The 17,517-nt window shown below is 72.6% G+C and carries 13 protein-coding genes; 4 read left to right on the forward strand and 9 right to left on the reverse strand.

Annotated elements, in window-relative coordinates:
* Nucleotides 1–172 precede the first annotated feature (172 nt).
* Genes E6R18_RS09755 through E6R18_RS09765 form a run of 3 tightly spaced genes read left to right on the forward strand, consistent with a single transcriptional unit; the run spans nt 173 to nt 3,266 of the window.
* Nucleotides 173–1,291, forward strand: coding sequence for a ferritin-like domain-containing protein (locus tag E6R18_RS09755; protein WP_136316463.1), 1,119 nt, complete (start codon nt 173–175; stop codon nt 1,289–1,291).
* Entirely contained in the window at nt 1,275–2,324 is a 1,050-nt protein-coding gene (locus tag E6R18_RS09760) for a protein kinase family protein (RefSeq protein WP_136316464.1), read from the forward strand. The genes E6R18_RS09755 and E6R18_RS09760 overlap by 17 nt, the downstream gene beginning before the upstream one ends.
* Nucleotides 2,325–2,384: 60 nt before the next feature.
* Complete coding sequence (locus E6R18_RS09765) at nt 2,385–3,266, forward strand: hypothetical protein (RefSeq protein WP_136316465.1); 882 nt, start codon at nt 2,385–2,387, stop codon at nt 3,264–3,266.
* Nucleotides 3,267–3,298: 32 nt separating this feature from the next.
* Here E6R18_RS09765 and E6R18_RS09770 read toward each other — a convergent pair whose 3' ends face one another.
* The 8 genes from E6R18_RS09770 to ligD form a co-directional block, all read right to left on the reverse strand.
* Nucleotides 3,299–3,607 carry a hypothetical protein gene (locus tag E6R18_RS09770; RefSeq protein WP_136316466.1) on the reverse strand — a complete coding sequence of 103 codons (309 nt, stop codon included), beginning with the start codon at nt 3,605–3,607 and terminating at the stop codon, nt 3,299–3,301.
* 217 nt (nt 3,608–3,824) lie between these two features.
* Nucleotides 3,825–5,282 (reverse strand): penicillin-binding transpeptidase domain-containing protein, encoded by a 1,458-nt coding sequence (locus tag E6R18_RS09775; protein WP_136316467.1) that lies wholly within the window; start codon nt 5,280–5,282, stop codon nt 3,825–3,827.
* Nucleotides 5,279–6,703, reverse strand: a complete 1,425-nt coding sequence (locus E6R18_RS09780) for an FtsW/RodA/SpoVE family cell cycle protein (RefSeq protein ID WP_136316468.1) — start codon at nt 6,701–6,703, stop codon at nt 5,279–5,281. The genes E6R18_RS09775 and E6R18_RS09780 overlap by 4 nt, the downstream gene beginning before the upstream one ends.
* Nucleotides 6,704–6,768: 65 nt before the next feature.
* Nucleotides 6,769–8,088, reverse strand: coding sequence for a HAMP domain-containing sensor histidine kinase (locus E6R18_RS09785; protein WP_136316469.1), 1,320 nt, complete (start codon nt 8,086–8,088; stop codon nt 6,769–6,771).
* Nucleotides 8,085–8,816 (reverse strand): hypothetical protein, encoded by a 732-nt coding sequence (locus E6R18_RS09790; protein WP_136316470.1) that lies wholly within the window; start codon nt 8,814–8,816, stop codon nt 8,085–8,087. The genes E6R18_RS09785 and E6R18_RS09790 overlap by 4 nt, the downstream gene beginning before the upstream one ends.
* A 123-nt stretch (nt 8,817–8,939) precedes the next feature.
* Nucleotides 8,940–9,266 (reverse strand): zinc-ribbon domain-containing protein, encoded by a 327-nt coding sequence (locus tag E6R18_RS09795; protein ID WP_136316471.1) that lies wholly within the window; start codon nt 9,264–9,266, stop codon nt 8,940–8,942.
* The gene (locus tag E6R18_RS09800; RefSeq protein WP_136316472.1) at nt 9,263–11,377 is read right to left on the reverse strand and encodes a PBS lyase; all 2,115 of its coding nucleotides are present in this window, start codon (nt 11,375–11,377) and stop codon (nt 9,263–9,265) included. Before E6R18_RS09800 ends, E6R18_RS09795 begins: the two co-directional genes overlap by 4 nt.
* Nucleotides 11,378–11,525: 148 nt before the next feature.
* Nucleotides 11,526–12,422, reverse strand: coding sequence for a non-homologous end-joining DNA ligase (ligD, locus tag E6R18_RS09805; RefSeq protein ID WP_136316473.1), 897 nt, complete (start codon nt 12,420–12,422; stop codon nt 11,526–11,528).
* A gap of 61 nt (nt 12,423–12,483) precedes the next feature.
* Between ligD and E6R18_RS09810 the strand changes: the two genes are divergently transcribed.
* Nucleotides 12,484–13,641: a Ku protein gene (locus E6R18_RS09810; protein ID WP_136316474.1), complete on the forward strand. Its 1,158-nt coding sequence runs from the start codon at nt 12,484–12,486 to the stop codon at nt 13,639–13,641.
* A 386-nt stretch (nt 13,642–14,027) separates the two neighbouring features.
* On the opposite strand, the gene E6R18_RS09815 is transcribed toward E6R18_RS09810, so the two are convergent.
* Nucleotides 14,028–17,255: a BTAD domain-containing putative transcriptional regulator gene (locus E6R18_RS09815; protein ID WP_136316475.1), complete on the reverse strand. Its 3,228-nt coding sequence runs from the start codon at nt 17,253–17,255 to the stop codon at nt 14,028–14,030.
* Between the last annotated feature and the right edge of the window lie 262 nt (nt 17,256–17,517).

A 17,517-nucleotide genomic window follows, 5' to 3' on the forward strand; every position in this document is an offset into this window, starting at 1 on the left:
TAGGCACCTCACACATGGGTTACCGGCGGTCACCCTTTATGAGACTACCTGTCAGCAAGGCCGTCAATCCCTTGCGTACGACTTGTTGACCACACGTCTACCAACGTGTGAACCTGCCAACCGAGCCGGTAACGCGCCGCGTTACGACGTACGCGAGGCGAAGGAGCCGTCCGTGTCGACCCACGACCTCTACACCACCGCCCCCGAGCAGCCGCTGTGGGAGGTGCCCGCCTCGGGCGCCGCGCGCTTCAGCTGGGACTACGACGACGGCCGCGAGCGGCTTCTCGCCCTGTACCAGAAGGGCAAGGACAAGCAGTGGGACGGCAACAAGCGCATCGACTGGAGCCTGGAGGTCGACCCGGCCGACCCGCTCGGCACCCCCGACGAGGCGCTGACCCTCTACGGCACCCCGCACTGGGCGAAGATGACCGAGAAGGACCGGGGCGAGCTGCGCAGGCACTACACCTCCTGGCAGTTCAGCCAGTTCCTGCACGGCGAGCAGGGCGCGATGATCTGCGCCGCCCGGATCACCGAGTCCGTCCCCGACCTGGACGCCAAGTTCTACTCCGCGACCCAGGCCATGGACGAGGCGAGGCACGCGGAGATCTACAGCCGGTTCCTGCACGAGAAGGTCGGGATGCTCTACCCGGTCAACGACAACCTCCAGGGGCTGCTCGGCGACACCCTGCGCGACTCGCGCTGGGACATGCCCTACCTCGGCATGCAGGTGCTCATCGAGGGCCTGGCCCTGGCCGCGTTCGGCATGATCCGCGACACCACGACCCGGCCGCTGCCCAAGCAGATCCTCGCCTACGTCATGCAGGACGAGGCCCGGCACGTCGCCTTCGGGCGGATGGCGCTGCGCGACTACTACAAGCAGCTGAGCGACGCGGAACTGCGCGAGCGCGAGGAGTTCGTCATCGAGGGCTGCTACCTGATGCGCGACCGGCTCAGCGGGGTGGAGGTCCTGGAAAACTTCGGCATCGGCAAGCAGGAGGCGAAGGACCTCTCCGAGCACTCCGAATTCCTCCAGCTCTTCCGTAAGCTGCTGTTCAGCCGCATCGTCCCGTGCGTCAAGGACATCGGCCTGTGGGGCGAACGGCTGCAGAAGGCATACGTCGACATGGGCGTCCTCGAACTCGGCGACTCCAGCCTGGACCAGCTCATGGCCCAGGACGAGGAGATAGCCGAGCAGCTGGACAGGGACCGCTTCGAAGCGGAGGAACAGGCACGGGTCGCTGAGGTGGCCGAGGCGATCAGCCAGGGCGGGGCGGGTGCGGCAGGAGTCTGAACGGCACGGCGCACGCCTGGCCGCCCACGGCCGGGTCTCCGCCCGGCTCTCCCGGATGAGCGACCGCCGCCTCGGCGAGGCCGTCTCCTCCGCCGCCCCGCTGGGATCGGGCATCGGCGGCAGGGCGGCGGAGCTGGACGTCGACGGCACCCGGGTCTTCGTCAAGCGGGTGCCCCTGACGGAACTCGAACTGCGGCCGCACCACGTCCGCTCGACCGCCAACCTCTTCGGGCTGCCGGTGTTCTACCAGTACGGCATCGGCTCGGCCGGCTTCGGGGCCTGGCGGGAACTGGCCGCGCACACCCTCACCACCGACTGGGTCCTCACCGGCGCCTACCCGGACTTCCCGGTGCTGCACCACTGGCGCGTCCTGCCCGACTCCCCGCCCGAGGGCTTCACCGACGAATTCGGCGGCATCGAGGGAGCGGTGGCCCACTGGGAGGGCCACCCGGCCGTACGCGCGCGGCTGGAGGCCGTCGGCCGGTCCGCGGCGAGCCTGGTGCTCTTCCTGGAACACGTGCCGCACACCCTCGCGGCCTGGCTGGGCGAGCGCCGCGAAGCCGCCGCGCAGGGCGGCGAGGACCCGCCGTACGCACGGCTGGACGCGGCCCTGGCGCGCGGCGCCGACTTCATGAGCGCGCACGGGTTCGTCCACTTCGACGCCCACTTCCACAACGTCCTGACCGACGGGCACGCGATCCGCTTCGCCGACTTCGGCCTCGCGCTCAGCTCCTCCTTCGACCTCTCCGCCGAGGAGTCCGCGTTCCTGGCCGGCCACCTCGCGTACGACCGGCACTACGTCGCCGGCCACCTGGTGCGCCACCACCTCTTCGACGGGGTGCGCGACGCCGACTTCCTGCGCGGCTGGATCGCCGGCGACCGGCCCGGCGGCGTACCGCCCGAGGTGGCCGCGCTCGTCGACCGGCACGCGGCGCCCGCCGTCGTCCTGGACGGCTTCCACCGCCGCCTGCTGACGGTGAGCAGGCGCACGCCGTACCCGTCCGCCGCCATCGACCGCGCGGCGGGACGCTGACGGCCCCACGCGCCCGGGCCCTCGAAATCGTGTTCGTGTACATGCCGTAGCTTGGGCGCCATGACCACGCCCCCGCCCCAGCCGCCGCAGGGCCCGTACGGCGCGCCGCAAAGCCCCTACGGCCCGCCGCAGCCCCAGCCCCAGCAGAGCCCGTACGCCCCTCAGCCGCTGCCCGGGCAGCAGCCGCCGCCCTACGGGTATCCGCAGGGCGCCCCGACGCAGCCCGCGCCCTGGGGTGCGGTGCCCGGCGGGCCGGGGTTCCCGGGGATGCCGCCGCCCAGGCGGAACAGGGCCGGACTGATCGCCGCGGTCGTCGCCGGGGCGCTCGTGGTGGCCGGCGGCATCGCCTTCGGGGTCGTGCGGCTGGTGGACGCGGCGGACGACGGGAAGCTGCCGACGGCCGGAGGCTTCCCGGCGGCCGAGTACCGGCTGACCGTGCCGAAGACGCTGCTGGACGACGAGTACACCCTGCTGAAGGACTCCTCGGCGACGGACGGCAAGGAGATCGAGGAGACCTACGACCCGACCATCCGCGACGCGAAGGCGGTGGTCACCCAGTACACCTCCACGAGCGGCGGCACCCTGATCGTCTCCGGGATGTGGGGGCGCATCAAGTCCCCGGAGTTCTCCCGGGACAAGATCCTGGAGGGCGCCGCCGAGGCCGACGGGATGACCGTGGCCGTGCCCGCCCGGGAGTTCACCCCCGAGCGCTACGGGATCACCGTCTCCTGCCAGGTCGTCCGCTCGAAGGAGAGCGGCATCACCAGCACCCTCCCGATGTGCGCCTGGGGCGACGGCAACACCGCCTCCTTCGTCGCCGTCGTCACCGCCGAGACCGCGCTCCAGGACCCGGAGAAGGTCGACCTCGACCGGGCGGCGCTGGACACGGCCCGCGTCCGCGAGGAGATGCGCAAGCCGATCGAGACCACCGGGGCTAGCTGACCGGTCCGGCGGCTGATCAGCCGGCCGGCTGATCAGTCCGACGCGTCGATGATGTTCCCGTCCGCGTCCAGGGTGTGGGTGTTCCAGTACGTCCACCACTTGTCGTCCACGTGCTTCGGGACCTTGCCCTCCGGGTAGCGGGCGTATCCCTTGGGCGGCTCCTGGCCGTCCGGCACACAGGCGCCCCCGGTACTGCCCACGTACAGCACCGGGTACTCGCCGCCGGAGCACACCGCGTCCTCCATGGAGCAGGCGGACGTGAGCAGCGCCAGGGCCGCGCCGGTGACGGCGAGGGCGGCGGTGGCGGTCCGGAGGCGGCGGGGACGACGGGCTGTGCGCACGGTGGGGCTCCTTCTGGGGGGTGGCTGTCGGTGTCCAGGCTGCCGCCTGGGGCCGGCGCGGTCCTGAGTACACGTACTCGGATGCGGTACTCGGGTACGTGTACGGGCAATGCGTCTCCCTCCCCCCGCGACCGGTGACAGGGCCCGCTCCACCGCCCCGGCCGCGCCCAGCAGCTCCGCGTCCCGGCCCCGGCCGGCCACCGAAACCGTCACGGGGTCAGTCTTCCAGGGCGGCTTCCATCACGGAACGGGCGATCGGGGCCGCGCTGCCGCCGCCGCTGATGTCGGCCCGGTCGGCCTCGGCGTCCTCGACGACCACGGCGACCGCCACCGCCGGGCGGGCCGCGCCGTCCGCCTGCGCCCAGGAGATGAACCAGGCGTAGGGCAGGTCCGAGTTGTCGACGCCGTGCTGGGCCGTGCCGGTCTTGCCGCCGACCGTCGCCCCGCCGATCGCCGCGTTCGTGCCGGTGCCGTCCCGCACCACGTCGACCATCATCTGCCGCAGCCGCATCGCCGTCATCGCGTTCATCGCCCGGTGGTAGGACCGGGCACCGGTGGTGTGGACCGTCGCGCCGCTGTGCTTCGTCGTCCGCTCCACCAGGTGCGGGTACATCAGCTCGCCGCCGTTGGCGACGGCCGCCGCCACCATCGCCATCTGGAGCGGGGTGGCCGTCGTGTCGAACTGGCCGATCGAGGACTGGGCCAGCTGGTCGTCGCTCATCTCCGTGTCGAAGTTGCTCTTCGCCACCCCCGACGGGATCTCCAGGCCCGTGTCGTTGAACCCGAAGCGCTCGGCAGCGGCCACCATGCCGTCGAGCCCCACCTCCACCCCCAGGTGCGCCATCACGGTGTTGCAGGAGACCCGGATCGCGTCGGCCAGCGACGCCTTCTCGCAGCCGCGCGACTCGTCGGGCAGGACGGTGGAGGTGCCCGGCAGCACGTACGGGGACGGGGTGTCGGTCGCCGCGTCCGGATCGGTGACGACCTCCGCGTCCAGGGCGGCGGCCGCCGTCACGATCTTGAACGCGGAGCCGGGCGGATAGGTCTGCCGGATCGCCCGGTTGAGCATCGGCCGGCTGTTCGCCGCGTTCAGCTCCCGCCAGGCGTCGGTGACCGACGAGCCGGTGCCGGACAGCCGCCCGGGGTCGTACGAGGGGGTCGAGACCAGCGCGAGAATGCGGCCCGACGACGGCTCGATGGCCGCGACCGCGCCCCGCCGGTTGCCGAGCCCCCGGTAGGCGGCGCGCTGCACCGCGTCCTTGACGGTGGTGGCGACGTCGCCGCCCGGCTGCCGGTCCCGGCTGACCTCGTTCCACAGGGGGAGCGGGGCGAGCAGCGGGTCGGTGCCGGAGAGGACCGCGTCCTCGGCGTTCTCGATGAGGGTGGTGCCGTACGTCTGCGAGGCGTACCCCGTCACCGGCGCGTACAGCGGGCCGTAGCGGTAGGTGCGTTCGTGGGCGAGCTGTTCGCCGGTGTCCTTCGAGCCGGTGACGGGCCGGCCGTCGACCAGGATGTCGCCGCGCGGCTGGTCGTAACGGGCGATGGTGTTGCGGCGGTTGGCCGGGTTGCCGTCCAGTTCGTCGGCCTCGAAGACCTGGACGCGGGCGGCGTTCACCAGCAGAGCCACGAGCAGCAGCAGGCAGAAGGCGGCGGCGTGCCGGATGTGGCGGATCACCGCTCGCCCTCCGGGAACGACGGGAACGACGGGGACGACGAGGACGACGGGGACGACGGGACCGACGCCACGACCCCGGTCTCCACCTCGTCGGGCGGGGGCCGGCGGGCGAGATCGCTGACCCGGATCAGCAGCGCCACGATGATCCAGTTGGTGACCACGGACGAACCGCCCTGCGCCAGGAACGGCATCGCCATCCCGGTCAGCGGGATCAGCCCCATCACCCCGCCCGCGATCACGAAGACCTGGAGCGCCAGGATCGAGGCGAGCCCGATCGACAGCAGCCGCCCGAACGCGTCGCGCAGCGCGAGCCCGGCCCGGTAGCCGCGCGCCACCAGCAGCGCGTACAGCAGGAAGACGGCGGTCAGCCCGGCGAGCCCCAGCTCCTCGCCGGCCGTGGCCAGGATGAAGTCGGACTTGGCGGCGAAACCGATGAGGACCGAGTGGCCGAGCCCGAGGCCGGTGCCGAGCATCCCGCCGGCGGCGAAGGCGAACAGCGACTGGGCGAGCTGGCCCGGCCCCCGGCCGGCGTCGATCGAGGCGAACGGGTCGAGCCAGTCCTGCACCCGGCTGTGCACATGCGGTTCGAAGGAGCCCACGACGAACGCGCCGACCGCCGCGAGCAGCAGCCCGACCGCGATCCAGCCGGTCCGCCCGGTCGCCACGTACAGCAGGATCACGAACAGCCCGAAGAACAGCAGCGAGGTGCCGAGGTCGCGTTCCAGGACCAGGACACCGACGCTGAGCAGCCAGATCGCCACGATCGGGCCGAGCACCCGCCCGGTGGGCAGCTGGAGCTTCCAGATCCTGCGGCCGGTGTACGCGAGGGCGTTGTGGTTCGCCGCGAGGTAGGCGGCGAAGAACACCGCGAGCAGGATCTTGGCGAACTCGCCGGGCTGGAAGGAGAAGCCGCCGATCCTGATCCAGATCTTCGCCCCGTTCACCGCGGGGAAGAAGATCGGCACGATCATCAGGACGAGGGCGGCGGCGACCGAGAGGTACGCGTAGCGCTGGAGCACCCGGTGGTCGCGCAGGAACACCACCACCGCGATGAAGAACGCGACGCCGAGCGTGGACCAGATCAGCTGGGTCGTCGCCGCCCGGTCGCCCGGCGTCTCCAGGTCCAGCCGGTAGATCAGCACCAGGCCCAGGCCATTGAGCAGGACCGCGATGGGCAGCAGCAGCGGATCGGCGTACGGGGCGCGGAAGCGGACCGCGAGATGGGCCAGCAGCGCGAGCAGCCCGAGGCCGCCGCCGTAACCGGCGACATCGGGCGGGACCGCGTCGTCGTGGGCCAGCCCGACCGCGGCGTAGCCGTAGACGGAGATGAGGACGGCCCCGATCAGGAGCGAGAGTTCCACGCCGCGCCGCTTGGGCAGGCGCAGCACGGGCGGGGGTGCGTCCGCCGTCGATGCGGTCATGCCCCGCAACGTAGCAAGAGGTGGGGGTTATTTCCCTTATGTCATAGTGCGGTTCGCGTGGGTGCCTACCGCCCGTCCGGCGGTTCCTCCGCGTCGAGGCGTACGTAGTGCGGCAGCGTCAGCCGGGCCACCGCCCCGCCGTCCGGCGCGTTCCCGAAGGAGAGCGCGGCGCCCATCACCTCGGCCTGCCCGGCGGCGATGGTCAGCCCGAGGCCGTGCCCCTTGCCGCCGGCCTCGGTGCGGAAGCGCTGCGGGCCGCCCGCGGTCAGGTACTCCGGGAAGCCGTCACCGTGGTCGCGCACGGTCACCACCGGCCCGTCGACCGTCAGCACCACCGGCGGCCTGCCGTGCCGGTGCGCGTTGCCGACCAGGTTGCCCAGCACCCGTTCCAGGCGCCGCCTGTCCGTCTCGACGCGCACGGGCTCCCCGGTGACCACGACCTCGGTCTCGGTGCCCGATGCGCGCACCACGCCCGCGGCGAGCGGTGCCAGTTCGTGCACATCGAGATCGACGTGCTCGGTACGGGCGTCGAGGCGCGAGATCTCCAACAGGTCCTCGGTCAGGGCGCGCAGGGCCCGCGCCCGGTCCTGCACCAGCTCGGACGGCCGGCCCGGCGGCAGCAGTTCGGCGGCGGCCGACAGACCGGTCAGCGGGGTGCGCAGCTCGTGCGCCACATCGGCGGTGAAGCGCTGCTCGGCCTGGAGCTTGCGCTGGAGCGCGGACGCCATCGTGTCGAGCGCCCCGGCGACGACGGCGACCTCGTCCTGCCGGCGCGCCGGGTCCGCCGTACGCGGATCGTTGACGCGGGCGTCCAGATCGCCCGCGCCGATCCGCCGGGCCACCCGCGCCGTCTGGTGCAGCCGCCGGGTGACCCGGGTGACGGCGAACGCGCCGACCAGCAGCGTGGCCCCGATCGCCAGCAGCGAGGAGCCGGTGATCGCCCCGTCCAGGCCGTTGATCGTGCGGGCGCTCTGGCTGTAGTCGGTCCAGGCCGCGAGCGCCCGCCCGCCGTCCGCCGGGGCGGCGGCCCACATCGCCGGGCGCCCGAGGTGTCCGGCGACCATGGTGCCCCGCCGCCCGCTCGCCGCCAGGGCCCGCAGCGGCGCGGGCAGGCCCGGCGGGTCCACCCCGGAACGCGGCGGCAGCGCCTCGCCCGCCTGGTAGGCGCGGGAGACCTCGGTGAGCCGGGACAGCGCCTTCTCGCGGGCGTGGCCGACCGTCTGACGGGTGACCGCGGTGTGGACCAGCACGCCGAGGAGTGCGGCGAGCAGGCAGCACATCACGGTGATGAAGACCGCCGACTTCCAGGTGAGCGTCGCGGTCCAGGCGGGCAGCCGCAGCCGGCGCCTGCGCCCGCTCCTCGGCGCCCCCACCCGGCGGCTCACCGGCGCTCCGCCGGGACGGATGCCGTGGGCCGGGGCGTGCGCGGGGCGGAGGGGCGCGGGCTCGGCGGGTGCCGCCGGTCCTGTCCGGTGCGCAGGATCTCGTCCTGGGTGGGCAGCATCGCGCGCTGCCGGTCGTCCCAGGACCACGCCGTGCGGTACTCGTAGCCCGTGATCGCCGACGGCGCCCGCATGATCAGGTCCCGGCCGGCCAGCTCCACGCTGATCACCGCGTCCGACGTGGCCATGATGCGGGTCAGCGCGCCCGCGTCCGGCATGTAGACGCGGACCGAGAGCTGACGGCCGGCCAGCCGGACGGCGAGGACCATCTCGTCCTTCCCGTCGCCGGTGAGGTCCCGGAAGTACGGCTGCAGCACCGGGCAGGAACGGGGCGCGCTGCGGCAGGCGTTGACCTGTTCCACCGTCCGGTCCGGCAGCTCGCCGACCCCGGTGGACCGGTCGGGCAGCGCCTTCAGCCCCGCCTGCACCACCGCCACCGGGTCCAGCCGGTGCACATCGCCGCCCGGGACCCGGATGCCGGGGATGCGCGCGGTCTCGCCCTCGCCGTAGTCGTACGGGGCGGCGGACGCCGGGGGCAGCGTCGGCCACAGGCGCACCGGACCGATCGCGGCCGGGGTCCGGCCGGCACTCCGCAGTTCCCCGCCGGTGCCGCAGCCGGCCAGCAGGGCACCGGCGACGGCCACGAGGGCCGGCAGCAGCCGCGGACGCATGACTTCCTCCGTTCCCGGGATTCCGAGGGGCGGACGGGCCGACGCCGCGCCGGCGCGCGGCCCCGTCCCCCTCGACCTTATTCGGAAGGAAGTCTCTTATGCGTATTTAGTGCTGATGTGCAGTCAGTGCTGGTACGGGTTCTGCCCCTGGCCCGGCGCGCCCGGTGCGTAGCCCGGCTGCTGCGGCTGGCCGTACGGGTTGCCGCCCTGCGACGCCAGGTGCTGGGCCAGCAGCTGGTCGGCCTGCTCCTTGGGTATCTGCTGCTCGCCACCGCAGAACGTGCACTGCGTGGCGAACTTGGTCGAGAAGGGGAACAGCGGCACGAAGAACAGCGTGAACTTCGTGACCCGCTTGCGCAGCGTGTGCGCGGCCGGATTCCCGCACCAGCCGCAGACCAGCGTCAGGACCGCCAGCTGGTACAGATAACCTCGCGTGCCGAAAATGATCATGTGGGTTCCTTCCCCGTCTTCCCCAGGAGCGCCCGGCGGCAGAGCGCCAGCAGCTTTTCGTCCGTGTACGTGTCGTGGCTGCCGTAGACGCCGTCCGTCGCGTTGTGACGGCGTACGGAGGTGAGCTCGGCCAGCAGCACGTGTGCCGCGTCCGACCCTGCACCAGCGGGCCCCATCCGCGCCAGGCATTCCGCCACCCGGACCCGGACGTGACGGTTCTGCTCCCAGGCCGCCAGCAGCACCGGAACGGACTCGGCGGCCCGCCCGGAGACCTCCCACAGGGCGATCGCCGCGTCCACCCGCAGCCACAGCTCCTCGTGGCACAGCAGGGCCCGCAGCCGGGGGGCGGTCACCGCCGCCCGCTCACCCAGCCGGCCCAGCGCGCCCGCCGCCGCGCGCGCCGCGTACACGTCGGGTGTCTCAAGTCCCTCGATCAGTGCCGGAACCACCGCGCCGGCATCCCCCTCCACCGCCCACAGGGCCTCGGCCGCCTCGGTCGCCTCCGCCGTCCCGGGGTGCCGCATCAGCGCCCGCAGCTCCGGCACGGCGCAGCGCGCGGCCGGCCCGAAGGAGGCGAGCGCCCGCAGCGCCGCCGTACGCAGCCACTCGCCCCGGAACTCCGGGGTGCCGCGCAGCACCCGCAGCACCTCCGGCGCGGCCTCGCCCGCCCGCAGCGCGGTCAGTCCGGTCAACAGCGGGCCCGCCCGGTCGTAGGCGTGCTCGTCGAGCACCGCCTCGCCCAGCCGGCGCCGCAGCTCACCGGCCAGCGGCCGGGCCGCCTCGCCCAGGTGGCCGATGCAGGGCCCGACGTCGTACGGCACCAGCGGGCAGTCGAGGGCCGCGGCCAGGGCGGGCAGCGCGCGGGCGTCGCCCAGCCGGGCCAGGGCCTTCACCGCGCTGCCGAGCGTCGGCCGCCCGCTCGCCCACTCCCGCACCCACGCCCCGGGGTCCGCCGCGACCCGCGCCGCCAGCGCGTCCGCCGCGGGGGCGGCCAGACCGAACAAGCCCTCCAGCAGGTGCGAGGCGGCCTCGGCGAGTTTCGGCTCGGGCGAGGCGAGCTGCTCGCCCACCAGTCCCACCAGCTCCGCGTAGGAACCCCGCCAGCCGCCTATGAGCCCGTCGCTCATGCGCACGGCGTCGATGCGCTGCCAGGGGTCGGGGCTGCGCAGCTGGTCGGTCAGCAGCGCGGTGCGTTCGGCCACCCGGTCGTCGAGCCCGACGTGCAGGGTGCGCAGCAGATCGGCCGTCCAGGGCGCGGCCCGCCCCGCGTTCTCCTCGGCGGACAGCGCACGCAGCTGGCCCAGCAGCGTCACCGGGGCGGCCTCGGGGGCGGCGGCCCCGGGCGGCTCGGCGCCTCGGGGCCGGGCCCCGACCGGGCCGGGGAGCGTGCGCAGCTGCCGCAGCAGCCCCGTCACCAGCGGCACCACATCGCCCGGCAGCGAGTGCGGCGCGCAGCGTGCCAGCTGGGCCAGGGCCGCCAGCCGCAGCCCCGGCGGATTGGCCTCGGCGGCCAGCCGGCTCAGCCAGTCGGCGACCGGCCCGGTCAGCGGCCGGTGACGCAGCGCGAGCCGTCCCGCCGCCTCGACCAGTGCGAGCCGCACCTCCTCGTGCGCCTCCACGGCCAGCCGCTTCCGCAGCAGGGCCAGCACCCGGGCCGGGTCGTCGTGCAGGGTGGCCAGGGCGAGCGGGGCGGAGAGCCGTACGCACGGGTCCGCGTCGGCCATCAGCGGGAAGAACACCCCGGCGCCGGCGGAGACGGCCGCCGCCGCCATCGCGTAGTTCGCCGCGCCCTCCGCCTCGTCCTCGTCGAGCTCCTCCTCGTCGTCCTCGTCGAGGTCGATGCCGCCGATGCTGGTGAGCAGCTCGACTATGTCGCCCCGGTCCGGGACCGCCGGATCGACCACCAGCTCGAAGAGGAAGGGGATGCAGGCGAGGGTGCACGCGTAGACGTCGCCCTGGTGGTGCACCGAGCCGTACATCCCGTCCAGGGCGTGTTCGCGCTCCGCCGGATCGGCGGACGCCAGGCCCCGCAGCAGCGCGGGCACGTCGTCCGCCGGCCCGTAGGCATGCTCCATCGAGGCCCAGTCGACCTCTTCGATCCCCGCGAACACGCCATCGCCTCCCCACCGACGTCCACGAAAGCAGTGTCTGCGCAGAGTGTGCACCACGGCTGGGACAATCCGACCACCCCCCGCACCCATTTGCCCTTGGACATGACAAAACTCGCGTGTGTGCGGTATGGGCGCGGGACCCGTACGGCTACGCGCTGTCCGGAACGGGCCGGCCCCGGCCGGGCTCGTGGAGCGGGGCGAGCAGATCGCCGTGGCGGACCAGTCGCCCGGCCATGTCGCCCGCCAGGAAGACCAGCTCGGCGGGGCTGCGGCACTGCTCGATCTCCGCCCAGGTGACCGGTGCCGAGACGGACGGCTCGGCCCGCGCGCGCAGGGTGTAGGCGGTGGCGGTGGTCTTCGCGGCGGCGTTCTGGCTGAAGTCCACGAACACCTTGCCCGGCCGCAGTGCCCGCCGCATCCGGTGCACCACCAGATCCGCGAGCTCCCGTTCCGCCCGGACGGCCAGCGACTTCGCGTACGCCGAGACCGCCGCCGAGTCCGTCGGGACGATCGGCACCAGCAGGTGCAGGCCCTTGGAGCCCGAGGTCTTCCCGTACGCCTCCAAGCCGTCCTCGGCCAGCCGCTCGCGCAGCCACAGCGCGACCCGGCAGCACTCCACGACCGTGGCCGGCGCCCCCGGGTCCAGGTCGAACACCAGCCGGTCGGCCACTGCGGGCGTCTCGGTCCGCCACTGCGGGGTGTGGAACTCCACCACCAGGTTCGCGGCCCACATCAGGGAGGCCAGATCCTGCACGACCACCTGCTCGGCCGGCTCGCTCGCGCGGTGCGGCACCGGGGTCGTGCGTACCCAGGACGGAGTACCGGGCGGCGGGTTCTTGGTGAAGAACAGCTGCCCGTCCGGCCCGTCCGGATAGCGCAGGAACGACACCGGCCGGTCCCGCAGGTGCGCGAGCAGCACCTCGGACGCCGTGGCCGCGTAGTAGTGCAGCACCTCGCCCTTGGTGGTGCCGGTGGCCGGATACAGCACCTTGTCCAGGTTGCTCAGCGACAGGCGTCGCCCCTCCACCTCCGTGATCGGCGTCATACGATAAGAATCACACGAAAATATGTTTTCTACGGACATTGCGGATGTAAGGGGTGAACCGGTGAGGTCCATCTGGAACGGCGCCATCTCCTTCGGGCTGGTCAGCATCCCGATCAAGCTGGTCAACGCCACCGAGAACCACTCGATCTCCTTCCGGCAGATCCACGTCGAGGACGGCGGCCGCATCCGCTACCGCAAGGTGTGCGAGCTGGACGGGGAGGAGGTGACCCCGGCCGAGATCGGCAAGGCGTACGAGGACGCCGACGGCACGATGATCCCGATCACCGACGAGGACCTGGGCAAGCTGCCGCTGCCCACCGCCAAGACGATCGAGATCGTCGCCTTCGTGCCGGCCGACGCGATCGACCCGCTCCAGATGGACGCGGCGTACTACCTCTCCGCCAACGGCGTCCCGGCCGCCAAGCCGTACACCCTGCTGCGCGAGGCGCTGAAGCGGAGCCGGAAGGTCGCGCTCGCCAAGTACGCGCTGCGCGGGCGGGAGCGGCTGGGCATGCTGCGGGTCGTGGACGACGTGATCGCCATGCACGGGCTGCTCTGGCCGGACGAGATCCGCGCCCCCGAGGGCGTCGCGCCGGAGTCCGACGTGACGGTGCGCGACGCCGAGCTCGACCTCGCGGACGCCCTGATGGACACCCTCGGCGAGGTCGACATGGGCTCGCTGCACGACGACTACCGCGAGGCGGTCGAGGAGCTGATCGCCGCCAAGGCGTCGGGCGAGGTCCCGGAGCCGGCCGAGAAGGGCACCTCCGGCGGCGGCAAGGTCATCGACCTGATCGCCGCCCTGGAGAGCAGCGTCCGGGCCGCGAAGGAGGCCCGCGGCGAGGAGACGGACGAGGAGGCGGGCGGCGAGGGCGGCGAGGACGGCGGGGACGGCGAGGGCGAGCGGCCCGTAGCCGATGTCACCTCGCTCTCGGACCGCAAGGCATCGGGCACCTCCCGCAAGAAGGCCGCGTCGGGATCGGGCTCCGGCTCGGGATCGGGCTCCGGTTCCGGATCGGGCGCTGGCTCCGGATCCCGTTCCGGTTCCGGTTCCGGCTCCGCCAAGAAGGCCGCGTCCAAGGGCACGGCCAAGAAGCCGCCCGCGAAGAAGGCGGCCTCCAACAAGGGCACGGCCAAGAAGACGGCCGCCAAGAAGGCGACGGCCAAGAAGCAGTCCGCATCGAAGAGCAGCACCTCACGCAAACGCGCCTCGGCCTGACGGGGCAGGGGTGATTCCGTACGCGGGTGGCCGACCGCCGAGAACCAGTGGCCGGCCCGCTGCGCGAGGCCGTTCAGGCCGGCGGCGTAGCGATCGACGGCCTACGTGCGAAATGCCTTGCCAGAGGGAGGGCGATTAAGAGGCCGGATTGCATGATGATCACTCAAACTGATGAGCTTGTTCCCATTCCTCAGTCGCAACATGCCATGATCAACTCGCCGGATCTCGGCGCTGACAAATTGGCCAACTCGGCCCGGATTGAGATGAGTTGTAGCTCACATGGTAGAAATGCTCCAGTGGATGTGGTGACTCCGCGGCCCCTGACCGGGCACGTCACCGGCGGTTGATCCGCATCACGGTCGAACGGGCCGGCGTCTGGGCGAGGCTCAGTCACCGGTCCGATTCGTTTCCTCCAGCAGAAGACGCCGGAGGCGTTCCGCCTCGGCTCCGGTGCCCAGGCTCCGGTACACCTCCTCCGCTCTCCTGCCGTACTCCAGGGCCAGGTCGCTCCGTCGCGCACTCAGCGCCGCACGTGCGAGGCCCGCCAGCGCACGCGCCGCGGCGAGACGGGAGCCCGTGTGTTCGGACAGGTCGAGAGCGCGCCCGTAGAGCTCCAGGGCCACGTCCGGCCGGGCTGCCGAACGATGGATGTCGGCCATGCCGAGCAGGGCCCGGGTGCGCTCATAGGCACTGCCGATCCTCCGCGCGACCTCCTCCGCCAGCGTGAAGTGGAGCAGTGCCTCCTCGCTGTCGCCGTTCGCGGTGTGCGCGGCGCCCATACTGATCAGCGCGTTCACCTCGCCCAGCGCATCCCCCCGGGCCCGGTGGCTCTCCAGTGCCCGCCGGAAGCCCGCCAGCGCTCGCGGAGTGTCTCCCATGGCCTGGTGAACCGCGCCCATATTCGTGTCCAGAATGGCCAGCTCCTGTGCTCCACTGTGCAGTTGGGCCAACATCCGCGATCGTTCGAGGTGGTCGCGGGCTTGCTCGATGCGCCCCTGAAGTTGGTGGATCTCGCCGATGTTGTTGTGCGCGCGGATCTGCCCCAGCAGGTCCCCCGTCCCTTCGTGTATCCGGAGCGTGACGCGCGCCCGGCCGAGCGCTTCGTCGTACCGGCCCTCGTAATACAGCGCGGCCCCCTCGACGTTGAGGCAGTCCGCCTCGCCGTACAGGTCTCCCAGACCGCGGTATAACCCCAGCGCCCGCTCCACCATGCGCAGCGCCGGGCCGGTGTGGCCGGCCGCCAGGTGGGCGCGGCTCGCCTGGAACGAACTGTCGGCGCATCCCGCAGGGTCGTTGAGGTCCTGGAACAGTGTCAGAGCCTCGCCCGCACAGCTCAGCGCCTCCCCGGGCCCCGTCTGCGCCAGTACGTCCGCGGCCTCCACCAGTGTCTGCGCCAGCAGTACCGGGTTCCCCCTGGGCCGCAGCGCTTCCACGGCCGCGCCGTACAACTCGTTCGTGACCGCCCAGCTGCCCCAGATCCTCAAGGAGGGGGCGAGCGCGTGCGGGAAGAGCGCCGCGTGGTCCGCGTCCTCGGCGGCGGCCGTGCGAGCGGCGGCCAACAGATTGGCCCGCTCGGCGTTCAGCCAGGCCGTCGCCTCTCCATCGTCGCCGAACTCGGCCGCGTACACCGACGGATGCTCGGGCTCCAGGGCTCTGCGGCGCGGGTGGGTGAGGCGGTGTGCCCGGTGCGCGGAAGTGAGGTAGTACCCGAGGAGCCTGCCGACGGCCTCACCGCGAGCGCTCTCCGGCTCGTCGGCCGTGGACATGCGCAGTGCGAACGCTCGGGTGAGGTCATGCAGCTGATAGCGGCCGAGTGTCGGTTCCGCCAGCAGGTGGCAGTCCAGCAGCTCCTCGACGCTGCGCCGCACGCTCCCGGCTCCGCCGCCGGGGCCGAGGCCGGTCCCGTTCCCCGACAGTGCGGCCGCCGCCGCCGCTGTCATGTCGGGGCCGGGATGCAGCGCCAGCAGGCGCAGCAGTCGGCGGGTGCCGGGAGTCAGTTCCGCGTAGGAGAACCGGAACGCCGAAATGAACACTTCTTCGCCGAGTTCGTCCAGTGGGTCGCTCGACTGCGCCAGGCGCTCCAAGAGGTGGCGCAAGTCCCAGATCTCCCGGTGCCGGAATCGGCCGGCCAGCAGAGTCGTGGCCAGCGGATGACGGCCGCAGGCATCCACCAGCAGCTTCAGCGCGTCCGGGTCGCGAGAGGTACGGGCGGTGCCCGCCACCCGGGTGAACAGAGCTGCCGCCTCCTGGGCCGGTAGCGCATCCACCAGCAGGGAGGACGCTCCGTCCAGTGAGGAGAGCCGGTTGCGGCTTGTCACGATCGCCATGCAGCCGGCCGAACCGGGCAGCAGCGGGCGGACCTGGGCAGCGTCCCGCGCGTTGTCGAGGACCACCAGCACCCGGTTGCGCGCGGTCCACTCCCGCCATTCGGCCGCCCGCTCGTCGAGTGTGTCCGGCAACGCGTCGCCCGCTCCGGCGGCGTGCAGCAGGAGGGCCAGCGCCTCGACCGGGTCGACAGGCCGCCGCCCGCTGAACCCGTGCAGATCGACATACAGCTGACCATCCGGATACGCGTCGGCCAGCCGGTGCGCCGCGTGCACTGCCAGCGCGGTCTTGCCGATGCCGGGCATCCCGTGCAGCACGGCGAGTGGCAGCGCGTACCCGCCGGCACCGGCGAGCCCTTCGCGCAGGAGTGTCAGCTCCCGGGTGCGGCCGGTGAAGTCCCGGGTGTCACGGGGGAGGTTGTTGCGGACCGGGGGACTGGCCGGGGGCCGCGCGACCAGGACGGCGGGGGCGGCTGGGGGAGGGGGTGCGGCGGGGGAGGGGGCCTTGACGGTGACGGCGACCTCCCGGGACCCCGTCAGGCCCCGGTCCCGTTCCAGGATCCGCTGGTGGAGGGTCCGTAGACCGGGGCCGGGCTCCATGCCCAGCCCCTCGCGCAGCCTGGCGTGCGTCGTCCGGTAGAGCTCCAGCGCCTCGCTGTCTCTCCCGCTGCGGTGGAGTGCCAGCATCAGAGAGCCGACGACCCCTTCGGCCAGTGGGCTCTCCGCCACTAACTCGCGCAGCTCGCCGATGAGATCGGCATGATGCCCGAGCTCCAGTTCCAGCCGGATGCGCTCCTCCCGGACATGGCGGTGGTCCTCCACCAGACGGGCGCGCACCGACGCCGCCCACTCGCCGGAGCTCTCCGTCAGCGGCTCGCCCCGCCACATGCTCTCGGCGGTGCGCAGGAGCCCGATCGCCCAGTCCGTCCGGCCTTGCTCCGCCGCCACGGCGGCCTCGGCGCGAAACCGCTGGAAGCGGACCAGGTCCAGGTCGTTCGGGTCGCTCATACGAAGTCGGTACAGCCGGGGCGGCACGTGGTCCACCTGCACGAGCGGACCCACGGCGTCGCGCAGGTGGCCGCGCAATTTGGAGAGGTAAGTCTGGAGCGTGGTGGGGCCCTTGGGCGGAGGTTCGTCACCCCAGACGCGCTCCATCAGCGTGTCCACGGCGACGGGCTCCCCGCGCGCGTGTACCAGAACCGCGAGCACACAGCGGTGTTTCACCGAACCGAGCATGTGCTGCTGGTCTCCGTGCCATAGTTCCAGAGGTCCCAGAGCAAGAAGGTCCATATCGCCCCCGATGGGTGCGCCACTTCCTGCCGCCGCCGGCAGCGCCCGCACGTCTGTGCGGAACAGTCCACTGTTCCCTGAGCCACCGGCCCGGACCAGAGCGCATGGGGGCGCGAGTGGGGCGCATGGCGCAGCGCACTTCTCCGCACAGCTGGAACGCAGGATTCCTGCAAGTCGTCCGTCCACCTCCATGGGCAGAAGCGTGCCGGGCCGCCACCAGCCGCGGCCTCCGCGGGCCGGTCGGCCCGCGGCGACGGAAACG

The organism is Streptomyces sp. A1277, assembly GCF_004795015.1.
GTDB lineage: Bacteria > Actinomycetota > Actinomycetes > Streptomycetales > Streptomycetaceae > Streptomyces.

Coding starts and splice junctions, on each gene's coding strand:
- E6R18_RS09780 (WP_136316468.1), bottom strand. CDS start 6,703: ATGACCGCATCGACGGCGGACGCACCCCCGCCCGTGCTGCGCCTGCCC.
- E6R18_RS09815 (WP_136316475.1), bottom strand. CDS start 17,255: ATGGACCTTCTTGCTCTGGGACCTCTGGAACTATGGCACGGAGACCAG.
- E6R18_RS09790 (WP_136316470.1), bottom strand. CDS start 8,816: ATGCGTCCGCGGCTGCTGCCGGCCCTCGTGGCCGTCGCCGGTGCCCTG.
- E6R18_RS09765 (WP_136316465.1), top strand. CDS start 2,385: ATGACCACGCCCCCGCCCCAGCCGCCGCAGGGCCCGTACGGCGCGCCG.
- ligD (WP_136316473.1), bottom strand. CDS start 12,422: ATGACGCCGATCACGGAGGTGGAGGGGCGACGCCTGTCGCTGAGCAAC.
- E6R18_RS09795 (WP_136316471.1), bottom strand. CDS start 9,266: ATGATCATTTTCGGCACGCGAGGTTATCTGTACCAGCTGGCGGTCCTG.